Genomic DNA, 19,682 nt, shown 5'->3' on the forward strand with positions numbered 1-19,682 from the left:
TGTCTGGGGCCCATGACGCGCTACGGGTTCCATGCCAGTCACGAGCAGATCTCCCCGCGGCAGCTGCTTGCCGACGTCCAGCACGCTGAGCGGGCGGGGTTCCAGATGGCGATGTGCTCCGACCACTTCTCGCCCTGGAGCCAGCGGCAGGGACACTCGGCGTTCGCCTGGTCATGGCTCGGTGCTGCGCTCGCCACCACCGACCTCACCTTCGGTGCGGTCAGCGCGCCCGGGCAGCGCTACCACCCCGCAGTGATCGCCCAGGCCATCGGCACCCTCGGCACGATGTTCCCCGGCCGCTTCTGGGTCGCCCTCGGCAGCGGCGAGGCCGGCAACGAGCACATCACCGGCGACCGGTGGCCGGCCAAGGAGGTACGGACGCGGCGGCTGGAGGAGTGCGTGGACGTCATCCGCCGGCTGCTCGAGGGTGAGGAGGTCAGCCACGACGGTCTGGTCACGGTCGACCGGGCCCGCCTCTGGGACGTCCCCGACCCACGGCCGCGTCTCGTCGGCCCGGCCGTCTCGCTCGCGAGCGCGTCTCGTGTCGCCGCCTGGAGCGAGGGGATGGTGACGGTCAACCAGCCGCTCGAGGACCTGCGCAAGCGCGTGGACGCCTACCGGGAGGCCGGAGGCGCCGGGCCGCTCGCCCTGCAGGTGCACCTGGCGTGGGCGCCGACCGAGCAGGAGGCGGAGCAGATCGCCCACGAGCAGTGGCGCAGCAACGTCTTCAGCGAGCCGATCCCGTGGGACCTGGAGACGCCCGAGGCGTTCGACGCCGTCTCCGAGGACGTCACCGTGGAGAAGGTGCGCACGGTGGTCGACATCTCATCCGATCTCGGCCGCCACTGCGAGCGCCTCGCCGAGTATGCCTCGCTCGGTTTCGACGAGATCTATCTCCATCACGTCGGACAGTCGCAGGAGCGCTTCCTCGACGCGTTCGGTGAGCACGTGATCCCCCAGCTCAAGGAAGGCTGAGTCGTGGCACGAAGTGTGAGCACCGGAGACCTCTGGTGGAAGAACGCCGTCATCTACTGCGCGGACGTCGAGACGTACTCCGACTCCGACGGGGACGGCGTCGGAGACCTCGTCGGACTGACCCAGCGGATCGACTACCTCGCCGAGCTGGGGGTGACGTGCCTGTGGCTGATGCCCTTCTACCCGACACCGGACCGTGACGACGGCTACGACGTGACCGACCTCTTCGGCGTCGACAGCAGGCTCGGCACCCACGGCGACCTCGTGGAGCTCCTCCGTGCTGCCGACGACCGTGGCATCCGGGTGATCGCGGACCTCGTCGTCAACCACACCTCGGCGGAGCACCCGTGGTTCAAGGAGGCACGTCGCAGCAAGGACAACCCGTACCGCGACTACTACGTCTGGCGCTCCGACCCGCCTCCCGACACGTCCGACTCCGTCGTCTTCCCCGACAAGGAGGACGGCATCTGGACGCTGGACGAGCGCACGGGCGAGTGGTACCTCCACCACTTCTACTCCCACCAGCCCGACCTGAACTTCGCCAACCCCGTCGTCCGTGACCACATCGCGAAGTCCCTCGGCTTCTGGCTCCAGCTCGGGCTCGCCGGATTCCGGGTCGATGCCGTGCCGTTCCTGATCGCCGACGTCGACACCGCCGGCGACGATGTACCGGGCGATCCCCACGCCTACCTCAAGGCGTTGCGGTCGTTCCTCGGCCGGCGACGCGGGGACGCGATCCTGCTGGGCGAGGTCAACCTGCCCCACAAGGAGCAGCGCGCCTACTTCGGCGGCTCCGACGGCGACGAGCTCACCATGATGTTCGACTTCATCAGCATGCAGGCGCTCTACCTCTCGTTCGCGCGGGAGGACGCCCGTCCGCTGGCCAAGGCGCTCAAGGCGCGACCGTCGATCCACCCCGACTGCCAGTGGGCCACGTTCGTGCGCAACCACGACGAGCTGACCCTCGACAAGCTGTCGGAGGAGGAGCGCCAGGAGGTGTTCGCCGCGTTCGGGCCGGACCCGTCGATGCAGATCTTCGGGCGCGGTCTCAAACGCCGGCTCCCTCCGATGATGGACGGCGACCCACGCCGCATCCGGATGGCCTACAGCCTGCTCTTCAGCCTCCCCGGCACGCCGACGCTCTACTACGGCGAGGAGATCGGGATGGGAGAGGACCCCGAGGCCGAGGGCCGGATGGCGGTGCGGACGCCGATGCAGTGGGAGCCGACACGGAACGGCGGGTTCTCCACCGCGCCGACGAGTCGACTGGTCCAGCGCATGGTGCCCGACGGCTACGGACCCGAGCACGTCAACGTGGCGGACCAGAAGCGCGACCCGGACTCACTGTGGAACTTCATGCGCTCGTTGATCCAGACCTATCGCGAGTGCCCCGAGCTCGGGTGGGGGGACTTTGCGGTCCTTCAGCAGTCTCACCACGAGGTGATGGCTCACCGCTGCCACTGGGAGGGGTCGTCGGTGATCGCGGTGCACAACCTCTCCGCGGAGCCGGTGACGACACTGATCTCGTTGCACCCCGACGACCTGGAGGGTGAGGAGCCGGTGTGGCTCGAGGACCTGTTCGACCACCGGAGCGTGGAGCTGGAGGGCGGCGAGGCCAAGCTGCCGCTGGAGGGGTACGGCCACCACTGGTTCCGGGTACGCCGGGGTGAGGCCTAGGTAGCATCCGGTGGATGCAGCGCTCCTCGACTCGTAGGCCTCGCGACCTGCACAGCATCGCCGTCTTCCTCGCCTCGCGTGACGGGGAGGACGCGAGCCTGCGGGAGATGGCGTACGAGGTCGGCGCGCAGATCGCCGAACGTGGCATCGAGCTCGTCTACGGAGGTGGCGGGAGCGGTCTCATGGGCGCACTCTCGCGTGGCGCGCTGGACCACCGCGGTCGGGTGTACGGCGTGATCCCCGGCTTCATGGTGGAGCGCGAGTGGGCACGCTCGGACGAGCCCGGGCTGCAGCTGGAGGTCGTGGGGACGATGCATCAGCGCAAGGCGACGATGGCCGAGCGTGCCGACGCCTTTCTCGTCCTCCCGGGTGGGCTGGGGACGCTGGAGGAGATGTTCGAGGTGTGGACGTGGCAGACGCTCGGCCTGCACGCCAAGCCGCTCGGACTGCTCAACCCGGCGGGGTTCTGGGACCCGCTCGTCATGATGCTCGACCGGATCGCCGAGCACGGCTTCATGAGTCGCGGTCTGGTCGACGCGCTCGTCGTCGACACCGATCTCCCGAGGGTTCTCGACGGTCTCGCCGCGCAGGTCGTGGCCGCTCGGCGCTAGTTAGCCCAGTCTGCGACGCAGCTCGCGGACGCCGCCGGCGCGGACCGATGACTCCGCGCGCCGTTGACGGTCACCCTGTCGTACCTGCCACGACCGTACGGAGGAACCATGCGCGACGTCGTCGCCTACATGCTGCTGTCCCTGGACGGTGTCGCCGAGACGCCCGACCAGTTCGTCCTCGACTTCGACGAGGTCATGTACGACAACCTGCGCGCCGTGATCGCGTCGCAGGACGCCGTCCTCTTGGGTCGCGCCATGTACGAGGAGTGGTCGACGTACTGGCCGGACAGCGACCACGAGCCGTTCGCCGGCTTCATCAACGCCGTGCCGAAGTACGTCGCCACCGCCCGCCCTTTTGAGCCGGGGTGGAACGCCACCACGGTCGTCGACGGCTCGTTCGAGGACGTCGTACGGGAGCTCAAGGGCCGGCCTGGCGGTGACATCGGCGTGCACGGGAGCCTCACGCTCACCTCCTCTCTGCTCGCCGCCGACCTCGTGGACCGGCTCCGCCTGGTGGTCGCGCCGGTCGCGGTCGGTGAGGGGCGTCGTCTGTGGGACGGTGCCCGCGACCCCCAGCGGTGGGAGCCCGAGCGCGTCGTGGGGACGCCGTCCGGCAGCATGCTCGCGGACTACCGGGCCCGGCGCTAGCGTCACCTCCTCGTGGCGCTGACGCGCGCTGCGAGCCGTCAGACGGTCAGCGCCGCAAGCGTGGCCGGGCGGGCATCGGGAGGCAGGGCGCTGAGCGCACCGACGAGCGCACCCGCGCACATGTCGCGGACCTCGCCGAGCGGCACGTCGGGAGCCGTGGTCGCCCACTCGTGTCCGACCGTGCGCAGATGCAGCAGCCACCCCCGTACGGCGAGCGTGAGCAGCGGGTCTGGCTCGTGCCCAGGGACGAGCACCGTCAGGATGCGCTCCTCGTGCAGACGGGTCGAGCGTTCGAGGATGGCCTCGATCTCGGGGTCGCCGCTGGCGGCCCCGCGGTGGATGGTGCTGACGCCGAGCCGGTTCGCGGCACAGTGCCGCAGGTAGCTCTCGATGCCATCGACCAGCTGGCGGCGCGGGTCGACGTCCGGGTCGGGTGTCGTCGCCTCCGCGAGGTGGTCGGCCGCCTCCGAGAGCAACGCGGCGAAGAACGCTCGCTTGGTCGGGAAGTAGTGGTAGAGCAGGCCGCGTGACACCGACGCCATCTCGGCCACGCGCTCGATGTGAACGTCCTCGTACGGCGCGGTGGCGAACAGCTGGGCGCCCAGCTCGAGGAGCTGCGCGCGTCGCTGCTCGGGGGTGAGCCTCGTACGGACCGCCATGCTGCGAACACTACTTGACACGGGTTCAACAAGAGGCCCAGTCTTGCTGAACCGACGTGCAACAAGGAGTCTCGATGCGCAACGCCTGGTCCGGCCACACGTTCCCGCACCCTGCCGGACGGCGACGCTGGATGAAGGACGCCAGCAGCATGGATCCCGACCGCCCGGTCCAGTACATCCTCGAGCACCACCGTCACCTCGGACCGATCTTCGAGATCGTTGTCTTCGGACAGAAGTTCGTCTTCGTGACCGACGCGGAGCTGGCGGCCGAGCTCAACGACGAGTCGCGCTTCGCCAAGGCGAACTCTCCGGCGCTCGACGGCCTGCGCGGGATCGCCGGTGACGGCCTCTTCACCGCCTACAACGAGGAGCCCAACTGGCAGCTCGCCCACGACCTCCTCGTCCCCGCGTTCACCAAGCAGGCCATGCAGCGCTACCACCCGGTGATGGCCGAGACGCTCGACGAGCTCTTCACCGTGTGGGACGCGGGGACGGGGCGCGTCGACGCCTCCGCGGACATGACTCGACTGACGCTGGAGACGATCGGACGCACGGGGTTCAGCCAGGCCTTCGGGTCGTTCACCACGACCGAGCTCCACCCGTTCGTCGAGGGGATGGTGACCGCGCTGACCATCGGGCGCCGCAAGGGAGTCATCGGCGCGCTGCCGGCAGCGAAGCTGCTCGAACGACGCCTGGACCGCCAGCACGCCGAGCAGCTCGACTACGTCAACCGGTTCCTCGACGACATCGTCGTCGCCCGCCGCCGGGCGCCGACCAGCGGCGGCGACGACCTGCTCGGCATCATGCTCGATCAGGCTCATCCCGAGACCGGGGCGCGGCTCAGCGACGAGAACATCCGCTACCAGATCCTCACGTTCCTCGTCGCCGGCCACGAGACGACGTCCGGGGCGCTGTCGTTCGCGCTGTACTACCTGGTGCGCCATCCCGAGGCGCTCGCGAAGGTGCAGGCGGAGACCGATGCGATCCTCGGCCCCGACCCCGACGCCACCCCCTCGTACGAGCAGGTGGCGCGCTTCCGCTACATCCGCAAGGTGCTCGACGAGGCGTTGCGGTTGTGGCCGACCGCCCCCGGCTATGCGCGCACCCCTCGCGAGACGACGACGCTGGGCGGTCGCTGGACGATGACCCCCGGCGACTGGGCCCTCGTGTTCCTGCCCCTCGTCCAGCGCGACCCGGCCGTGTGGGGGGAGACGGCGGACGCCTTCGACCCCGACCGCCCGAGGCCGCCGCGGCTCGCGAGCACGGCCAAGCCCTTCGGGACGGGGGAGCGGGCGTGCATCGGGCGCCAGTTCGCGGTGCACGAGGCGACGATGGCGCTGGCGCGCATCCTGCACCGCTACGACGTCACGGGCGACCCGGCGTACGAGCTGCGCATCGACGAGCGCCTCACCCTCATGCCGCAGGGGATGGAGCTGACGCTGTCGCGGCGTACGCCCGGTCTCAGTGCGCCCGGCGGCGCGGCACCAGGTGGGATGCCGCGACCACGATCGCGCCCACCAGGACACCCAGCAGTGCCGAAGCCGTCGTATTGACGATCCACGGAAGCGCGCCGCCCAGGCTCGGCACGGCGTCGTGCACGATCTCCTCCAGGTGGTGGACCAGGTCGTACGGCGCGTGCCACCCGAGCTCGTCGATCCCGACGAGGAGGATGTGGCCACCGACCCAGAGCATCGCGACCACACCGACGACGGAGAGCGTCGCGAGGACGACGGGCATCGCCTTGACGAGGAACCGACCGACAGCACGGGCAGCCGCGGAGCTGCGCGCGGCGAGGGAGAGGCCGATGTCGTCCATCTTCACGATGACGGCGACGACTCCGTAGACGAGCGCGGTGATGCCGAGCGCGACGACGGCCAGGATGACCGCCCGCGACAGGAGAGGCTCGTCGGCGACCTCGTTGAGAGCGATCACCATGATCTCCGCGGAGAGGATCAGGTCGGTCCGGACGGCACCGCTCACGACACGACCCTCCGCCTCGGCGCCCTGCGACGACGCGGGAGCCTCCGGGGGGTGGTGCCCCGAGACCTTCTCCCAGAGCTTCTCCGCACCCTCATAGCACAGATAGGTGCCGCCGAGCATGAGGATCGGTGTGAGCAGCCACGGCGCGAACTGGCTCAGCAGCAGCGCGAGAGGAAGGATGAAGACGAACTTGTTGCGCAGCGAGCCGATCGCGATCTTCTTGATGATCGCCAGCTCGCGCTCGGGGCGCAGTCCGTGGACGTACCTCGGCGTGACGGCGGCGTCGTCGACGACGACCCCGGCGGCCTTGGTGCTCGCACGCGCCGCTGCGGCTCCGACGTCGTCGACGGAGGCGGCTGCCAGTCGGGCGAGCGCGGCGATGTCGTCGAGGAGAGCCGCGAGGCCGGCGCTCACGCGCGGGGCCCTGTCGGTGGACGGTGCATGGTCACCGGCACAGCGTACGGCCCCGTCCGTCGAGGGTGGATGACGGGCAGGTCGCCGCCGCCTGGCTCGTTCGGCGTCAGTCCGGCTCGCCGCCGCGTGCGCCCTCACGTCGTGCGACAGCGCGCCGGTTCGCGAGTCCGTCGGTCGCGGCGAGGACGGCGAGGCAGACGATCCAGACGCTCATGGCCACGATCTGGAACCGCTGGGCGACCCCTGACTCCCACGAGGAGGGGTCCAGCAGGGCGAATCCTCCGAAGAGCAGGATTCCTACGATGCCGCCGATCCAGAACGTGAGCCAGGCGGCGCGGCGAACCCAGTGGCGACGGTCTGCAACCGCAAGGGCCACCGCGACGGCGCCGAGGAACAAGGCGGCGGCGGAGACCACGCTGGCTCCGTCGTGGACGAGGCGCTGGAGCTCGTCGACGGTGCTCTTACAGACGGCGTCCGTGTCGCACGGCAGAGGGACGACGGCCGCGACGATGCTCCCGACTGCGAAGACCGCGGTGAGCCACAGGGCGGCCCGACGCCAGCGTCCTGGCGGCAGGGCCGCGCGGATACCGGGGAGCAGGACAAGGACGAGCACGCCGCAGATCACGTCGGTGATCCGGATGAGGTCGGCCATCGGCGTTCCGGAGGCGGCGAGGTCGCTCACGACCGTGAACCAGTCGTGGTTCTGGGAGAAGATCGCGTCGAACAGAAAGTTCGAGTAGAGGAAACCCGCGACGACGCCGATGCCGACCAGCAGGATGCGCTCGCCCGTCACGCCGGGAGCCTCGTCCTCGTCGTCACGGTGGGCTGCCCGGCGTGCGTCGCGTAGTCGCGGGCGCGGTGGCTGGACAGGGCGAGGATCACCAGGATGTTGACGCCGACGGTGGGCAGATGTGTGAGGGCGAACTGGTCGGGGCGGCCGTCGGACCCCAGGGACGTCACGATCGTCACCACGACGCAGATCGACATCAGGAGGAGACGGGCCGTGTTGCTGCCACGCAGCACGCCGACGGCGAGGGCGAGGTCGACGAGGCCCGAGACCGCGAGGACTGTGCTGACAGGCAGCACGACTCCACGCACGTCGCGCGTCGCGATGTCGGTGCCGAGCAGATCGAGACCGGCCGACACCGACGCGGGAGAGACCAGCAGCAGCACGAACAGCACGACGTAGCTGATCGAGCGTGCTGCGGCCACACCCGCGCCGAACACGGTCGGAGCTGGGAGGCGGCGGCGGCTGTCGGTGTGGGTCGGCAGATCCTGGTCGACGACCTCCACGCGAGTGACGTCGACCACCGGCAGGTCGCCGTCGGTCTCGACCACGTCACCGCCTCCGTTGCGGGAGTGGTAGCCGCTGGAGAAGTGGTCGATGACCGAGACGTCGACCGCGGGGACGGCGCGCGTCACACTCGAGACGACGAAGTCGCGCTCGACGTCGACGTGGGCGTCGATCTTGTGCGTCACCTGGAGCGTGAACGTCGACAACCCCACCCTCCGGTCGTACGTCGCGGCGGCCAGCCAGTCCACCGCGAACCCGCCGGGAAGCATCCACCCCTCCGGGCACCGCCAGAACCTCACGTGGTGCCGTCGCGACGGGCTTCCCGCGACCTCCCTCTCGTAGGCGAAGTCCTGCTGGCGGTCGAAGAGGACCAACGGGCTCACCGGAGCCTCGGGATAGCTGCGCCGACTCAGGGTCGAGGTGACGATACGGCGGCCCGCGCGGAAGTCGAGATCGTCGGCGCGGACCCACTCGGCGGTCGACATCACCTTGTGCAGCTGTGCCTCGCGCCCGCGCCAGGCGAGGTTGACCGGGTCTCCGATCCGGCCGTCACTGGTGCGCGCCTGCCCGATGAAGTAGTCCGGCAGATAGATGTGCGTGAAGATCCGGTGCAGTCGCGGAAGCAGGAGATAGGCGACGAACACCCAGAACACGACCAGCAGCAGAGTCTGCCCCGGCCGTACACCGTCCACGAGCAGCAGGTACGCGAACCACCCGGCGGCAACCGCCGAGAAGGCGAGGAACATCCCGTCCAACGCATCCATGACGGAGGTACGGCGGAATAGTCGACGCGTCCTCCCCATGGGGCCAGTGTCGTCCAGGAACCGTGCCGCCGCCCGTGAAGTCCGCTACCTTCACGGGGTGATATGGGGCCTTCTGGGAGCATTCGGTGCGTCGGCCTGCTACGGCGTTGCCTCGGTGCTGCAGGCGCTCGCGGCGCGCCGTACGGAGGCCGCTGCAGGGCTCGACCCTCGGCTCCTCCTACGCCTCGCCAGGTCCTGGCGCTATCTCCTCGGCGTCGGGCTCGACGGGCTCGGGTGGCTGCTCTCGCTGGTCGCCGTCCTGTCGCTCCCGCTCTTCGTGGTCCAGTCGATCGTCGCCAGCTTCCTCGCGGTCACCGCTGTCCTGGGCGCGATCGTGCTGCACATGCCGCTGAACCGCACCGACAAGGTGGCGCTCGTCGTCGTCCTCGGAGGGCTCGTCCTGGTCGGGCTCTCGGCGACCGAGGACCGCAGCGTCGACGTGAGCGACGTCGAGCGGTGGGGTGTGCTCGTCGCCGCGGTCGCCCTCGGGGTCGTCGCGGTGCCGCTCGCACGTCTCGCCGGACCCGCGGGGGCGGTGGGGCTCGGCGCGGTCGCCGGTCTGGAGTACGGCGCGACCTCGGTGGCCGCACGCATGCTGCCCGAGACCGTGACGCTCGAGGATCTGCCGGGGGACCTGCGGCTCCTCCTGCTCGAGCCCGCTGCGTACGCGCTGGTGGTCGCGGGCGCGATCGCCATGCTGACCTACTCGACCGCACTCCAGCGCGGCACCGTCACCCAGGCCACCGGCCCGCTGGTCGTCGGTGAGACCGTCGCGCCTGCCGTGGTCGGCGTCGTGCTGCTCGGCGACCAGACACGTCCGGGGTGGGAGTGGGCCGCCGTCGTCGGGTTCACGCTCGCCGTCGCCGGTGCCGTCGGCCTTGCTCGCCACGGTGACGTCTCGGCGGACGACCGTGACGTGCACCCGAAGGAAGGAGCGTCCGCATGAGCCGCGTCGGACAACGTCGCGGCACGGCCGCCGCCGACGAACGGGAGAGGCGCTCGATCGCCGTCCTCCACCGCCCGCGCGACGACCGGTGGCCCGACGTCTTCGCCGCGGTGATGTTCGGGTTCGCGACGGTCGTGCTGATCGCCTCGGTCGTCCCTTCGTGGCGACGCTACTTCTCGGAGGACAACGACCCCGTGTCGCTGCTGACGATCCCGATCGTGCCGAGCATCGTCTATGCCGCGCTGCTCGTCGTGACGGCGGTGGCCCTCCGCCGTCGGCTGCGCGCAGCCTGGTGGTTCGTGGTCGTGTGGTGGCTCCTGGTGCCCGAGATCGGCCGCGTCGTGACGCTCGTCGACGACGGTCCGAGCGTCCCCGTGGTCGGAGGCATCGCCATCACCGCCGCCGCCATCGTGGTCGCGTGGGTGGCCCGGCCGCAGTTCACCGCGCGCCGGGTGCCCGGCAGCGTGAGTCTCGCCGCCGGATGCCTCCTCGTCGGGGGTGCGGTGGTCGTCCTCGGTGGAGCGGCCCTCGTCTTCCGAGTCGGCGAGGCGCCGAGCTTCGAGGATGCCGTCCAGTACGTCTGGAACGGCATGCTGGCCGACGTCGGCCGGGTCGCAGGCGAGTCGACGGTGTCTGCGCCGCTCTGGCTCCGCGCCCTCGTCGGCCTCACCGGTGCCGCGGTGGTGCTGCTCTCCGTCCAGCTGCTGTTCCGGCCGCCTCGGTCCAGCCGTGTGCTCGACGTCGCCGACGAGGCCCGGGTGCGGACGCTGCTGCGCGACTACGGCGACGAGGACTCGCTGGGCTACTTCGCCACCCGACGCGACAAGGCAGTCGTCTGGGACACCGAGGAGGCCGCCGACGCCAGTGCCGGCGTGTCGTACCGGGGAGTCGGCTCGGTCAGCCTGGCGAGCGGCAATCCCGTCGGGGACCCTGCTCGGTGGGACGCCGCCATCGCCCGTTGGCGCGACGCGGCGCGTGCGAGCGGACTCTCGCTCGCCGTCATGGGCGCGGGGGAGAAGGGCGCCGCGGCGTACGCGAAGGCCGGTCTCATCGCGCTCGACATCGGCGACGAGGCGGTGGTCGACCTGCAGTCGTTCTCGCTCAACGGTCCGGGGATGAAGGACGTACGCCAGTCGGTGGGCCGGATCCAGCGGCACGGCTACACCGCGACGATCGTCCGGCACTCCAGCCTGACGCCCGACGACTTCGCCGCGCTCGAGCGGGTCGCTGCCGACTGGCGCGGCGACGGCGGTGACGAGCGAGGCTTCTCGATGGCGCTCGGGCGCCTCGGCGACCCGCTGGACGGCCACTGCCTCCTGGTCCGGGCGGAGGACGCCGACGGAGCGCTGCGCGGCTTCCTCAGCTTCGTGCCCTGGGGGCGTGGCGGGCTGTCGCTCGACCTGATGCGCCGCGACCCGTCGGCCGAGAACGGGCTGGTCGAGCTCATGGTGACCTCGCTCGCCGAGCACGCCGTCGAGTTCAGCGCGGGCCGGGTCTCACTGAACTTCGCGATGTTCCGTGAGGCCTTCGAGCGCGGAGCCCAGATCGGAGCGGGGCCGGTCGCCCGGCTCTGGCGACAGGCGCTGCTGATCGCCAGCCACCGGTGGCAGCTCGAGTCGCTCTACCGGTCGAACGCCAAGTACCAACCGTCCTGGCAGCCGCGCTACATGTGCTTCGAGTACGCCTCGGACCTGCCGCGCGTCGGGACCGCGGCGGGGAGCGCGGAGGGGTTCCTCATCCGACCGTCGCTGGCACGGTTGCTCCGCCGCAGCGACGATGACGACGCGTTCGACACCGCCGGCGAGTCCCACGCGGCCGCTGTCCTCGCGCTGATGCCGCCGGAGCCCGACCCGGTCGCCGAGGCCTTGTCGACCGAGCGACTCCCCGAGCAGATGCGCGTACGGCGAGCGAAGCTCGACCGTCTGCGCGCGAAGGGGATCGACCCCTATCCCGTGGTCGCTCCCCGCACGCACACGCTGGCGCAGGTCGTGGAGGAGGCCGGGACCCTGCCGCCCGACGCCGAGACGGGTCTCCACGTCTCCGTCACCGGCCGGGTGCTCCTCAAGCGCAAGCTCGGCGGGCTGGGGTTCGCGACGCTGCGCGACGGGAGCGGCGACCTGCAGGTGATGGTCGACGCCTCGGAGGTCCCGGCGCCCACGTACGACCTCTGGCGTCATGAGATCGACCTCGGCGACCAGGTCAGCGTCACCGGCAGGGTCGTCACCACGCGGCGTGGGGAGCTGTCGGTGCGGGCGGAGGACCTTCTCATCACGAGCAAGGCTCTGCGTCCGCTCCCGGACAAGTACAAGGGCCTCACCGACCCCGAGGCCCGGGTACGCAACCGCTACGTCGACCTGATCGTGCGGCCGGCGGCACGCGACCTCGCCTACACCCGGTCGACGATCGTGCGCAGCGTCCGTGACTCGTTGCAGGCTCGTGGTTTCGTCGAGGTCGAGACGCCGGTCCTGGAGCTGGTGCACGGTGGGGCCAACGCGCGACCGTTCGAGACGCACCTGAACGCCTACGACCTCGACCTCTATCTCCGGATCGCCACCGAGCTCCATCTCAAGCGGCTCCTGGTCGGCGGCATGGAGAAGGTCTTCGAGGTCGGACGGCAGTTCCGCAACGAGGGCGTCGACTTCAAGCACAACCCGGAGTTCACCTCGCTCGAGGTCTACGAGACCTACGGCGACTACACCACGATGCGCGTCCTGACCCAGGAGCTGATCCAGGAGGCTGCCACGGCGGTCTACGGGTCGCCGCTGGCACGGCGCACGGGCAAGGACGGGGAGCGGGTCGAGATCGACCTCTCGGGCGACTGGCCGGCGAAGTCGGTCTGCGAGGCGGTGTCGGAGAAGCTCGGTGAAGAGATCACGCCCGACACGCCGGTCTCAGCACTGCTGCGCCACGCCGAGGCGCTCGGGCTCGACGTCGACCCGGAGGCGCACTGGGGCCCGGTGCTGGAGGACATCTACGAGGAGCTCTGCGAGAGCAGGACGACCACGCCGGTGTTCTACACCGACTTCCCGAAGGAGAACGCGCCACTGACCCGGGAGCACCGGGTCGATCCGCGCCTGGCGGAGAAGTGGGATCTGGTGATGTTCGCCGCCGAGCAGGGGACGGCGTACTCGGAGCTCATCGATCCCGTCGACCAGCGGAAGAGGCTCGTCGCCCAGTCGTTGCGCGCGGCCGCCGGTGACCCGGAGGCGATGCAGGTCGACGAGGACTTCCTGCGAGCCCTCGAGTACGGGATGCCTCCCACCGGCGGCATGGGCCTGGGGATCGACCGCCTGGTCATGAATCTGACCGGCCTGTCGATCCGAGACACGATCCTGTTCCCCCTCGTCCGTCCAGACGCCTGACGGGGTGGCGGGGATGGTGACGCGCGAGGCCGCTCCCGGGCTGCAGAAGGTCTCGGTCCTCACCCTGACCGGGCTGGTCGTCGGCTCGATGGTGGGGGGCGGGGTCTTCACCCTGCCGCAGGAGTTCGGGACGGCCGCGGGGGTGATCGCCGCGGTGATCGCGTGGACCATCGCGGGCACGGGGATGATGATGCTCGCCTTCGTGTTCCAGTCGCTCGCGGTCCGGCGGCCCGACCTCGACACCGGCATGTACAGCTATGCCGAGGCCGGGTTCGGCTCCTACCTCGGGTTCAATGCCGCGTTCGGGTACTGGGCGAGCAACGTCGCCGGGAACGTCTTCTTCATGGTGCTGACCATGGCGACCCTCGGAGAGTTCTTCCCGTCGCTCGGGGACGGCACCACCGTGCTGGCCGTCGCCGTGGCGTCGGTGGTCGTGTGGGTCTTCCACGCCTTGATCGCGCAAGGCGTGCGGCAGGCGGCCGTGATCAACCGGGTGGTCACGGCGGCCAAGCTCGTGCCCATCCTGACCTTCGTCGTGGTTGTCGCGCTCGCCTTCGATCCCACGGTCTTCGCCGACAACCTCTGGGGCGGTAGGACGCACACCGCCGGTGCGGTCTTCGAGCAGGTCAAGAGCACGATGCTGGTGACGACGTTCGTCTTCCTCGGGGTCGAGGGGGCGAGCGTCTACTCGCGGCTGGCACGCCGCCGGGGCGATGTCGGGCGGGCGACCGTGACGGGTCTTCTCTCCGTCCTGGGGATCTTCGTGGCCGTCACCATGGTCTCGTACGGGGTGCTTCCCCGCGGCGAGCTCGCCGACGCGCGCCAACCCTCGATGGGCGCCGTGCTGGAGTCGGTCGTGGGCGGCTGGGGGGCGACATTCGTCAGCGTCGGTGTCGTCGTGTCGGTCCAGGGCGCCTTCCTGGCCTGGACCCTGATCAGCGCCGAGATCCTCTACACGCCGGCCCGTGACCGGGTGATGCCACGCTTCCTCGCCCGCACCAACGAGCACGCGACGCCGATCCTCGCGCTGCTCGTGACCAACCTGGCGGTCCAGGCGCTGCTGCTCGTGTCGTTGGTGATCGAGAACGCGCTGAGCTTCATGCTCAAGCTCGACACCGCGCTCGTCCTCATCCCGTACCTCCTGGCGGCCGCCTACGCGCTCAAGCTCACGGTGACCCGCGAGACCTACGGTGCGCAGGACGAGCCCGTCCGGCGACGGCAGCAGCGGATCGCCGTGCTCGCCGTGCTCTATGCGCTGTTCCTCCTCTACGCGGCGGGCGTCGAGTACCTCCTGATGGCGTGCATCGTCTACGCGCCCGGAGTGGTCCTCTACGTGGTGGCGCGTCGAGAGCAGCACCAGCGGGTGTTCACCCGTGCCGAGGCCCTGTGCTGCGCGGTGCTCGTCGCAGCGGCCGGGGTAGGCGTCGTCCTGGTTGCGACGGGGGAGCTCCGGCTCTGACGCGCTGGGCCTCGTCTGTCTGCGCTCAGCGAAACGTCGTCGGTGGATCCTGGGGTCCCGGACTAGCGTGGAGACGTGAACGCCTCTCCTTCCACCGTCGGTGAGCTGCGCGCCGCCGGCCACGTCCAGAAGTCCGTCCGCGAGGAGGTCCGTGACAACCTCCTCGCCGCGCTCGGCGAGGGGCGCGACCCGTGGCCCGGCCTGCACGGTCTCGAGGACACGGTGCTCCCTCAGCTCGAGCGCGCGCTCATCGCCGGGCACGATGTCGTCCTGCTCGGTGAGCGTGGACAGGGCAAGACCCGCCTTCTGCGGACGCTGGTCGGCCTGCTCGACGAGTGGACCCCGGTCATCGACGGGTCAGAGCTCGGCGAGCATCCGTACGAGCCCATCACCCCGGCCTCCCGCCGGCGGGCCGCCGAGCTGGGCGATGCGCTGCCGGTCGCGTGGCGGCACCGCGACGAGCGGTACGCCGAGAAGCTCGCGACCCCCGACACGAGCGTCGCCGACCTGATCGGCGACGTCGACCCCATGAAGGTGGCCGAGGGCCGGTCGCTCGGCGACCCGGAGACCATCCACTTCGGCCTCGTCCCACGCTCGCACCGCGGCGTCGTCGCGATCAACGAGCTTCCCGACCTGGCGGAGCGGATCCAGGTCGCGATGCTCAACGTGATGGAGGAGCGCGACGTGCAGATCCGCGGCTATGTGCTGCGCCTGCCGCTCGACGTCCTCGTGCTGGCCACCGCCAACCCTGAGGACTACACCAACCGCGGACGCATCATCACGCCCTTGAAGGACCGCTTCGGCGCGGAGATCCGTACCCACTACCCGCTCGAGCTCGAGGACGAGATCGCCGTCGTCAAGCAGGAGGCGCATCTCGTCGCGACGGTTCCCGACTTCCTCCTGGAGATCCTGGCCCGTTTCACACGGTCGTTGCGCGAGTCGAACGCCGTCGACCAGCGGTCGGGGGTCTCGGCCCGGTTCTCGATCGCCGGCGCTGAGACCGTCGCGGCGTCGGCGCTGCACCGCGCGACGATCCAGGGAGAGGCCACCGCGGTCGCCCGCGTGGTCGACCTCGAGACCGCGGTCGACGTGCTCGGCGGCAAGATCGAGTTCGAGACCGGCGAGGAGGGTCGTGAGCGGGAGATCCTGGACCACGTCCTCCGGACGGCGACGGCGGAGACCGTGCGGCACCGCCTGCGCGGCATCGACTTCGCGCTCCTGGTCGAGGCGTTCGCGGCCGGTGCGACCGTGATGACGGGTGAGCAGGTCGCGGCCTCGGACGTCTTGGCGGGCCTGCCGGTCCTCGGTGAGTCGGAGCTGTACGACGAGGTGATGGATCGCCTGGGGGCGGCGGCCGACGACGGAGAGCGGGCGAGCGCGATGGAGCTGGCCCTCGAAGGGCTGTTCCTCGCCCGCCGGATCGGGAAGGACTCCGCCGGAGGCGAGACGGTGTACGGATGACCAGGCGCGGCAGCTCGTACGGGCGTTACACCGGCGGAGACCCGCTGGCGCCCCCGGTGGACCTCGGGGAGGCGCTCGACGCCATCGGTGAGGACGTCATGGCGGGGTCGTCGCCGGAGCGTGCGGTGCGCGAGGTGTTGCGGCGCGGCACGAACGGTCAGGCCGGGCTCGACGACCTGGCGCGACGTGTCGCCCAGCGCCGACGTGACCTCCTCGACCGCCACGACCTCGACGGCACGCTGCGTGAGGCGCGTGAGCTCCTCGACCGTGCGGTTCTCGAGGAGCGCAAGCAGCTCGCTCGCGACCTGGACGACGACGCCCGGTTCGCGGAGATGCGGATCCAGGACCTGCCGCCGTCCACCGCAGCGGCGGTCTCGGAGCTCTCGGACTACCAGTGGCGCAGCACGCAGGCGCGCGAGGACTACGAGCGGATCAAGGACCTGCTCGGTCGTGAGCTCCTCGATCAGCACTTCGCCGGCATGAAGCAGGCGCTCGAGAGCGCGACCGACGAGGACCGCGCCCGGGTCGCGCAGATGATCGGCGATCTCAACGACCTCCTCGCGGCGCACCGTCGCGGTGAGGACACCGACGACCAGTTCGCCGAGTTCATGGAGCGCCACGGCGACTTCTTCCCGGAGAACCCGGAGACGGTCGAGGAGCTGATCGACTCGCTGGCCGCGCGGGCGGCTGCCGCGCAGCGGATGCTCGGCTCGATGACTGCGGAGCAGCGCGAGGAGCTGATGGCGCTGTCAGCGAACGCCTTCGGCAGCCCCGACCTCCAGGAGGCGCTCGGGCAGCTCGACGCCAACCTCCAGGCGCTACGGCCCGGCGAGGACTGGTCGGGCTCCGAGGAGTTCGGCGGCGACCAGGGCCTCGGGCTCGGGGACGGCACCGGCGTCCTGCAGGAGATCGCCGCTCTGGACGCGCTCGGCGAGCAGCTGTCGCAGGCCTACCCGGGGGCGCGGATGAGTGACATCGACCTCGATGCGCTGGAGCGGCACCTCGGTGGGGAGGCGGCGGTCGACGCGCGCACGCTCACCGACCTCGAGCGGGCGCTGCGTGACAGCGGCGCCCTCAAGCGGGGGACCGACGGCGCTCTGCGGCTGTCGCCCAAGGCGATCCGTCAGCTCGGGAAGTCGCTCCTGCGCGACGTCTCCCAGCGGATGTCGGGTCGCCAGGGTGCCCGCGACGTACGCCGGGCCGGCGCCGCGGGCGAGATGTCGGGGGCGACGCGCGAGTGGGCGTTCGGCGACACCGAGCCGTGGGACGTCACGCGCACTGTGACCAACGCCGTCGCCCGGACGGCGTCCGAGGGCCGCGACCCACGCGGCGGCGTTCGCCTCGACATCGGTGACGTCGAGGTCAGCGAGACCGAGGCGCGGACGCAGGCGGCGGTGGCGCTGCTCGTCGACACGTCCTTCTCGATGGCGATGGACGGCCGCTGGGTGCCGATGAAGCGGACGGCGCTCGCTCTCCACACGTTGATCCAGAGCCGGTTCCGCGGCGACCACCTGCAGCTGGTCGGCTTCGGGCCGTACGCCGAGGTGATGGAGATCGACCAGCTCACCGCGCTCGACGCCAAGTGGGACAAGGGCACCAACCTGCACCACGCGCTGATGCTCGCGAGCCGCCACTTCCGCAAGCACCCCAACGCCCAGCCCGTGCTGCTGATCGTGACCGACGGCGAGCCGACGTCGCACCTGGAGCAGGACGGCGAGGTCTTCTTCTCGTACCCGCCGGCAACACGGACGGTGGCGGTGACCGTCAAGGCGCTCGACGACGTCGGCCGCTTCGGGGCCCAGACGACGTTCTTCCGGCTCGGGGACGACCCCGGCCTCGCGAGGTTCATCGAGCAGATGGCGCGTCGCGTCGACGGGCGAGTCGTCGCGCCCGAGCTCGACGACCTCGGCGTCGCGGTCGTGGACAGCTATCTCGGATCGCGCGGCAGCTCGTCGTACGACGGTGGCTCGTACGGAGGATGGTTCGGGGGGCGTGGCTACTGGGTCGACGAGTAGGCCGTCGACCGTGGAGACTGTCGGGGTGAGCAACCAACGACAGTCTCCGGACATGTGGATGGACAGGCAGGACGACCCTCGCGAGAGCGACTCCCTGCCCGTCGGCGAGCGGGCGACGTTGCTCGAATACCTCCGGGTCTACCGGCTGACGCTGCCGATGAAGTGTGAGGGGCTCGACGCCGAGCAGATGGCGCGCCGGTCGGTCCCCCCGTCGTCGATGTCGCTGCTCGGTCTGGTCCGGCACATGGCTGACGTGGAGCGGACGTGGTTCCGGCAGGTCCTCGCCGGTGAGGACGTGCCGCGTCACTACCGCACGGCGGAGGACCGCGACGCGGACTTCAACGGTGCGGTCGCCGACGAGGAGGTCGTGGCCGACGCGTGGCGGCGGTGGGAGGACGAGGTCAACTACGCGGAGACGTTCGTCGAGGCGGCCGACGATCTCGGTGTGATCGCGCGCAACACCGAGCGTGGCGAGATCGCGCTGCGGGAGGTGCTGGTGCACATGATCGAGGAGTACGCCAGGCATATCGGCCACGCCGATCTGCTCCGCGAGTGCATCGACGGCCGCACGGGCCAGTAGGACGTCGCTCAGCGTGCGTGGAGACGGCGGTCGAGGGTGTCGGCGGTGGCGCGCACGGCGGTGACGACCGCGCCGTCGGACACCTCCGCCGCCGACTCCCAGGTGACGGCGACCGCGGCACGGACGGAGGGGCCGGTGAGCGCGACGGCGACGGACCGAAACCCTGGCGTCACCTCGCCGTCCTCCGTGGCGTGGCCCCGTCGGCGGGTCGTGCCGAGGAGGTTGCGCAGCTGGGTCGGCGTGCGCGGGCCGACGTCGGTACGGCTGACGAACGCCGACGCGTCGGGATAGAGCGCACGGACCTGCGGGCGCGCCAGGGTCGCGAGGATCGCCCGTCCGGACGCGGTCAGGTGCGCCGGCAGCCGTACGCCGACGTCGGTCACCAGCGACGGCCGACCCCGAGCGCGCTCCTCGAGGACGTACAGGACGTCCGACCCGTGGAGCACGGCGAGATGCGCCGACTGGCCGAGCGCGTCGACCAGCCGTGCCAGCGGGACGCGGGCCAGGCGGGCGAGCGGCTCCTGCTGGGCGAAGGCGAGCCCGACCTCCCACGCGCCGATCCCGAGCCCCCACGTGCGGTCGTCGGGGTAGTGGACGACGAAGTCCTCCTCCGCCATCGCGGCGAGCAGATGGTAGGCCGACGAACGGGGGAGCCCGATCTCGGCGGCGATCCGGCTGGCAGGGAGGGGCACGGGCTGGCCCGACAGGAAGCGCAGCACGCGCAGGGTGGCGGTGGCGGCCGGGACCGGACGAGTCACCTCGCCAGTGTCTCGTATCCGAGACGTCGGTGTGCGTGAC

At 70.6% G+C, this 19,682-nt stretch carries 16 protein-coding genes; 11 read left to right on the forward strand and 5 right to left on the reverse strand.

Annotated elements, in window-relative coordinates:
• Window positions 1–12 precede the first annotated feature (12 nt).
• The 4 genes from KV102_RS12205 (at window position 13) to KV102_RS12220 (ending at window position 3,911) form a co-directional block, all read left to right on the forward strand.
• A complete protein-coding gene (locus tag KV102_RS12205; protein ID WP_220346451.1) occupies window positions 13–975 on the forward strand; it encodes a TIGR03885 family FMN-dependent LLM class oxidoreductase in 963 nt (320 codons plus the stop codon).
• 3 nt (window positions 976–978) lie between these two features.
• Window positions 979–2,652 carry an alpha-amylase family protein gene (locus tag KV102_RS12210; protein WP_308290320.1) on the forward strand — a complete coding sequence of 558 codons (1,674 nt, stop codon included), beginning with the start codon at window positions 979–981 and terminating at the stop codon, window positions 2,650–2,652.
• 14 nt (window positions 2,653–2,666) lie between these two features.
• Window positions 2,667–3,263, forward strand: a complete 597-nt coding sequence (locus tag KV102_RS12215) for a TIGR00730 family Rossman fold protein (protein ID WP_220346452.1) — start codon at window positions 2,667–2,669, stop codon at window positions 3,261–3,263.
• 108 nt (window positions 3,264–3,371) lie between these two features.
• Complete coding sequence (locus KV102_RS12220) at window positions 3,372–3,911, forward strand: dihydrofolate reductase family protein (RefSeq protein WP_220346453.1); 540 nt, start codon at window positions 3,372–3,374, stop codon at window positions 3,909–3,911.
• A gap of 38 nt (window positions 3,912–3,949) precedes the next feature.
• Here the strand turns inward: KV102_RS12220 and KV102_RS12225 are convergent, their stop codons facing one another.
• The gene (locus KV102_RS12225) at window positions 3,950–4,570 is read right to left on the reverse strand and encodes a TetR/AcrR family transcriptional regulator (RefSeq protein ID WP_220343993.1); all 621 of its coding nucleotides are present in this window, start codon (window positions 4,568–4,570) and stop codon (window positions 3,950–3,952) included.
• 74 nt (window positions 4,571–4,644) lie between these two features.
• Here KV102_RS12225 and KV102_RS12230 point away from each other — a divergent pair, with 74 nt between their 5' ends.
• Window positions 4,645–6,123, forward strand: coding sequence for a cytochrome P450 (locus KV102_RS12230; RefSeq protein ID WP_220343994.1), 1,479 nt, complete (start codon window positions 4,645–4,647; stop codon window positions 6,121–6,123).
• Here the strand turns inward: KV102_RS12230 and KV102_RS12235 are convergent.
• The 3 genes from KV102_RS12235 to KV102_RS12245 form a co-directional block, all read right to left on the reverse strand.
• On the reverse strand, window positions 6,032–6,964 hold the full coding sequence (locus tag KV102_RS12235; protein WP_220346454.1) for a DUF808 domain-containing protein: 933 nt from the start codon (window positions 6,962–6,964) through the stop codon (window positions 6,032–6,034). The two genes, KV102_RS12230 and KV102_RS12235, sit on opposite strands and share 92 nt — an antisense overlap.
• A gap of 106 nt (window positions 6,965–7,070) precedes the next feature.
• Window positions 7,071–7,757, reverse strand: a complete 687-nt coding sequence (locus tag KV102_RS12240) for a DUF998 domain-containing protein (RefSeq protein ID WP_220346455.1) — start codon at window positions 7,755–7,757, stop codon at window positions 7,071–7,073.
• Entirely contained in the window at window positions 7,754–9,061 is a 1,308-nt protein-coding gene (locus tag KV102_RS12245; protein ID WP_220346456.1) for an LssY C-terminal domain-containing protein, read from the reverse strand. Before KV102_RS12245 ends, KV102_RS12240 begins: the two co-directional genes overlap by 4 nt.
• A gap of 58 nt (window positions 9,062–9,119) precedes the next feature.
• Here KV102_RS12245 and KV102_RS12250 point away from each other — a divergent pair, with 58 nt between their 5' ends.
• The 6 genes from KV102_RS12250 (at window position 9,120) to KV102_RS12275 (ending at window position 18,884) form a co-directional block, all read left to right on the forward strand.
• Entirely contained in the window at window positions 9,120–10,007 is an 888-nt protein-coding gene (locus KV102_RS12250) for a hypothetical protein (RefSeq protein ID WP_220346457.1), read from the forward strand.
• Entirely contained in the window at window positions 10,004–13,369 is a 3,366-nt protein-coding gene (gene lysX / locus KV102_RS12255; protein ID WP_220346458.1) for a bifunctional lysylphosphatidylglycerol synthetase/lysine--tRNA ligase LysX, read from the forward strand. Before KV102_RS12250 ends, lysX begins: the two co-directional genes overlap by 4 nt.
• A 13-nt stretch (window positions 13,370–13,382) precedes the next feature.
• Window positions 13,383–14,828 carry a basic amino acid/polyamine antiporter gene (locus tag KV102_RS12260; RefSeq protein ID WP_220346459.1) on the forward strand — a complete coding sequence of 482 codons (1,446 nt, stop codon included), beginning with the start codon at window positions 13,383–13,385 and terminating at the stop codon, window positions 14,826–14,828.
• A 75-nt stretch (window positions 14,829–14,903) separates the two neighbouring features.
• A complete protein-coding gene (locus KV102_RS12265; protein ID WP_220346460.1) occupies window positions 14,904–16,289 on the forward strand; it encodes an AAA family ATPase in 1,386 nt (461 codons plus the stop codon).
• Window positions 16,286–18,304 carry a VWA domain-containing protein gene (locus KV102_RS12270; RefSeq protein ID WP_220344002.1) on the forward strand — a complete coding sequence of 673 codons (2,019 nt, stop codon included), beginning with the start codon at window positions 16,286–16,288 and terminating at the stop codon, window positions 18,302–18,304. The genes KV102_RS12265 and KV102_RS12270 overlap by 4 nt, the downstream gene beginning before the upstream one ends.
• A gap of 25 nt (window positions 18,305–18,329) precedes the next feature.
• Window positions 18,330–18,884 carry a DinB family protein gene (locus KV102_RS12275; RefSeq protein WP_308290323.1) on the forward strand — a complete coding sequence of 185 codons (555 nt, stop codon included), beginning with the start codon at window positions 18,330–18,332 and terminating at the stop codon, window positions 18,882–18,884.
• A gap of 8 nt (window positions 18,885–18,892) precedes the next feature.
• Here the strand turns inward: KV102_RS12275 and KV102_RS12280 are convergent, their stop codons facing one another.
• Window positions 18,893–19,642: an IclR family transcriptional regulator gene (locus KV102_RS12280; RefSeq protein ID WP_220344003.1), complete on the reverse strand. Its 750-nt coding sequence runs from the start codon at window positions 19,640–19,642 to the stop codon at window positions 18,893–18,895.
• Between the last annotated feature and the right edge of the window lie 40 nt (window positions 19,643–19,682).

The sequence above is a fragment of the Mumia sp. zg.B53 genome (assembly GCF_019550935.1).
Taxonomy (GTDB): domain Bacteria; phylum Actinomycetota; class Actinomycetes; order Propionibacteriales; family Nocardioidaceae; genus Mumia.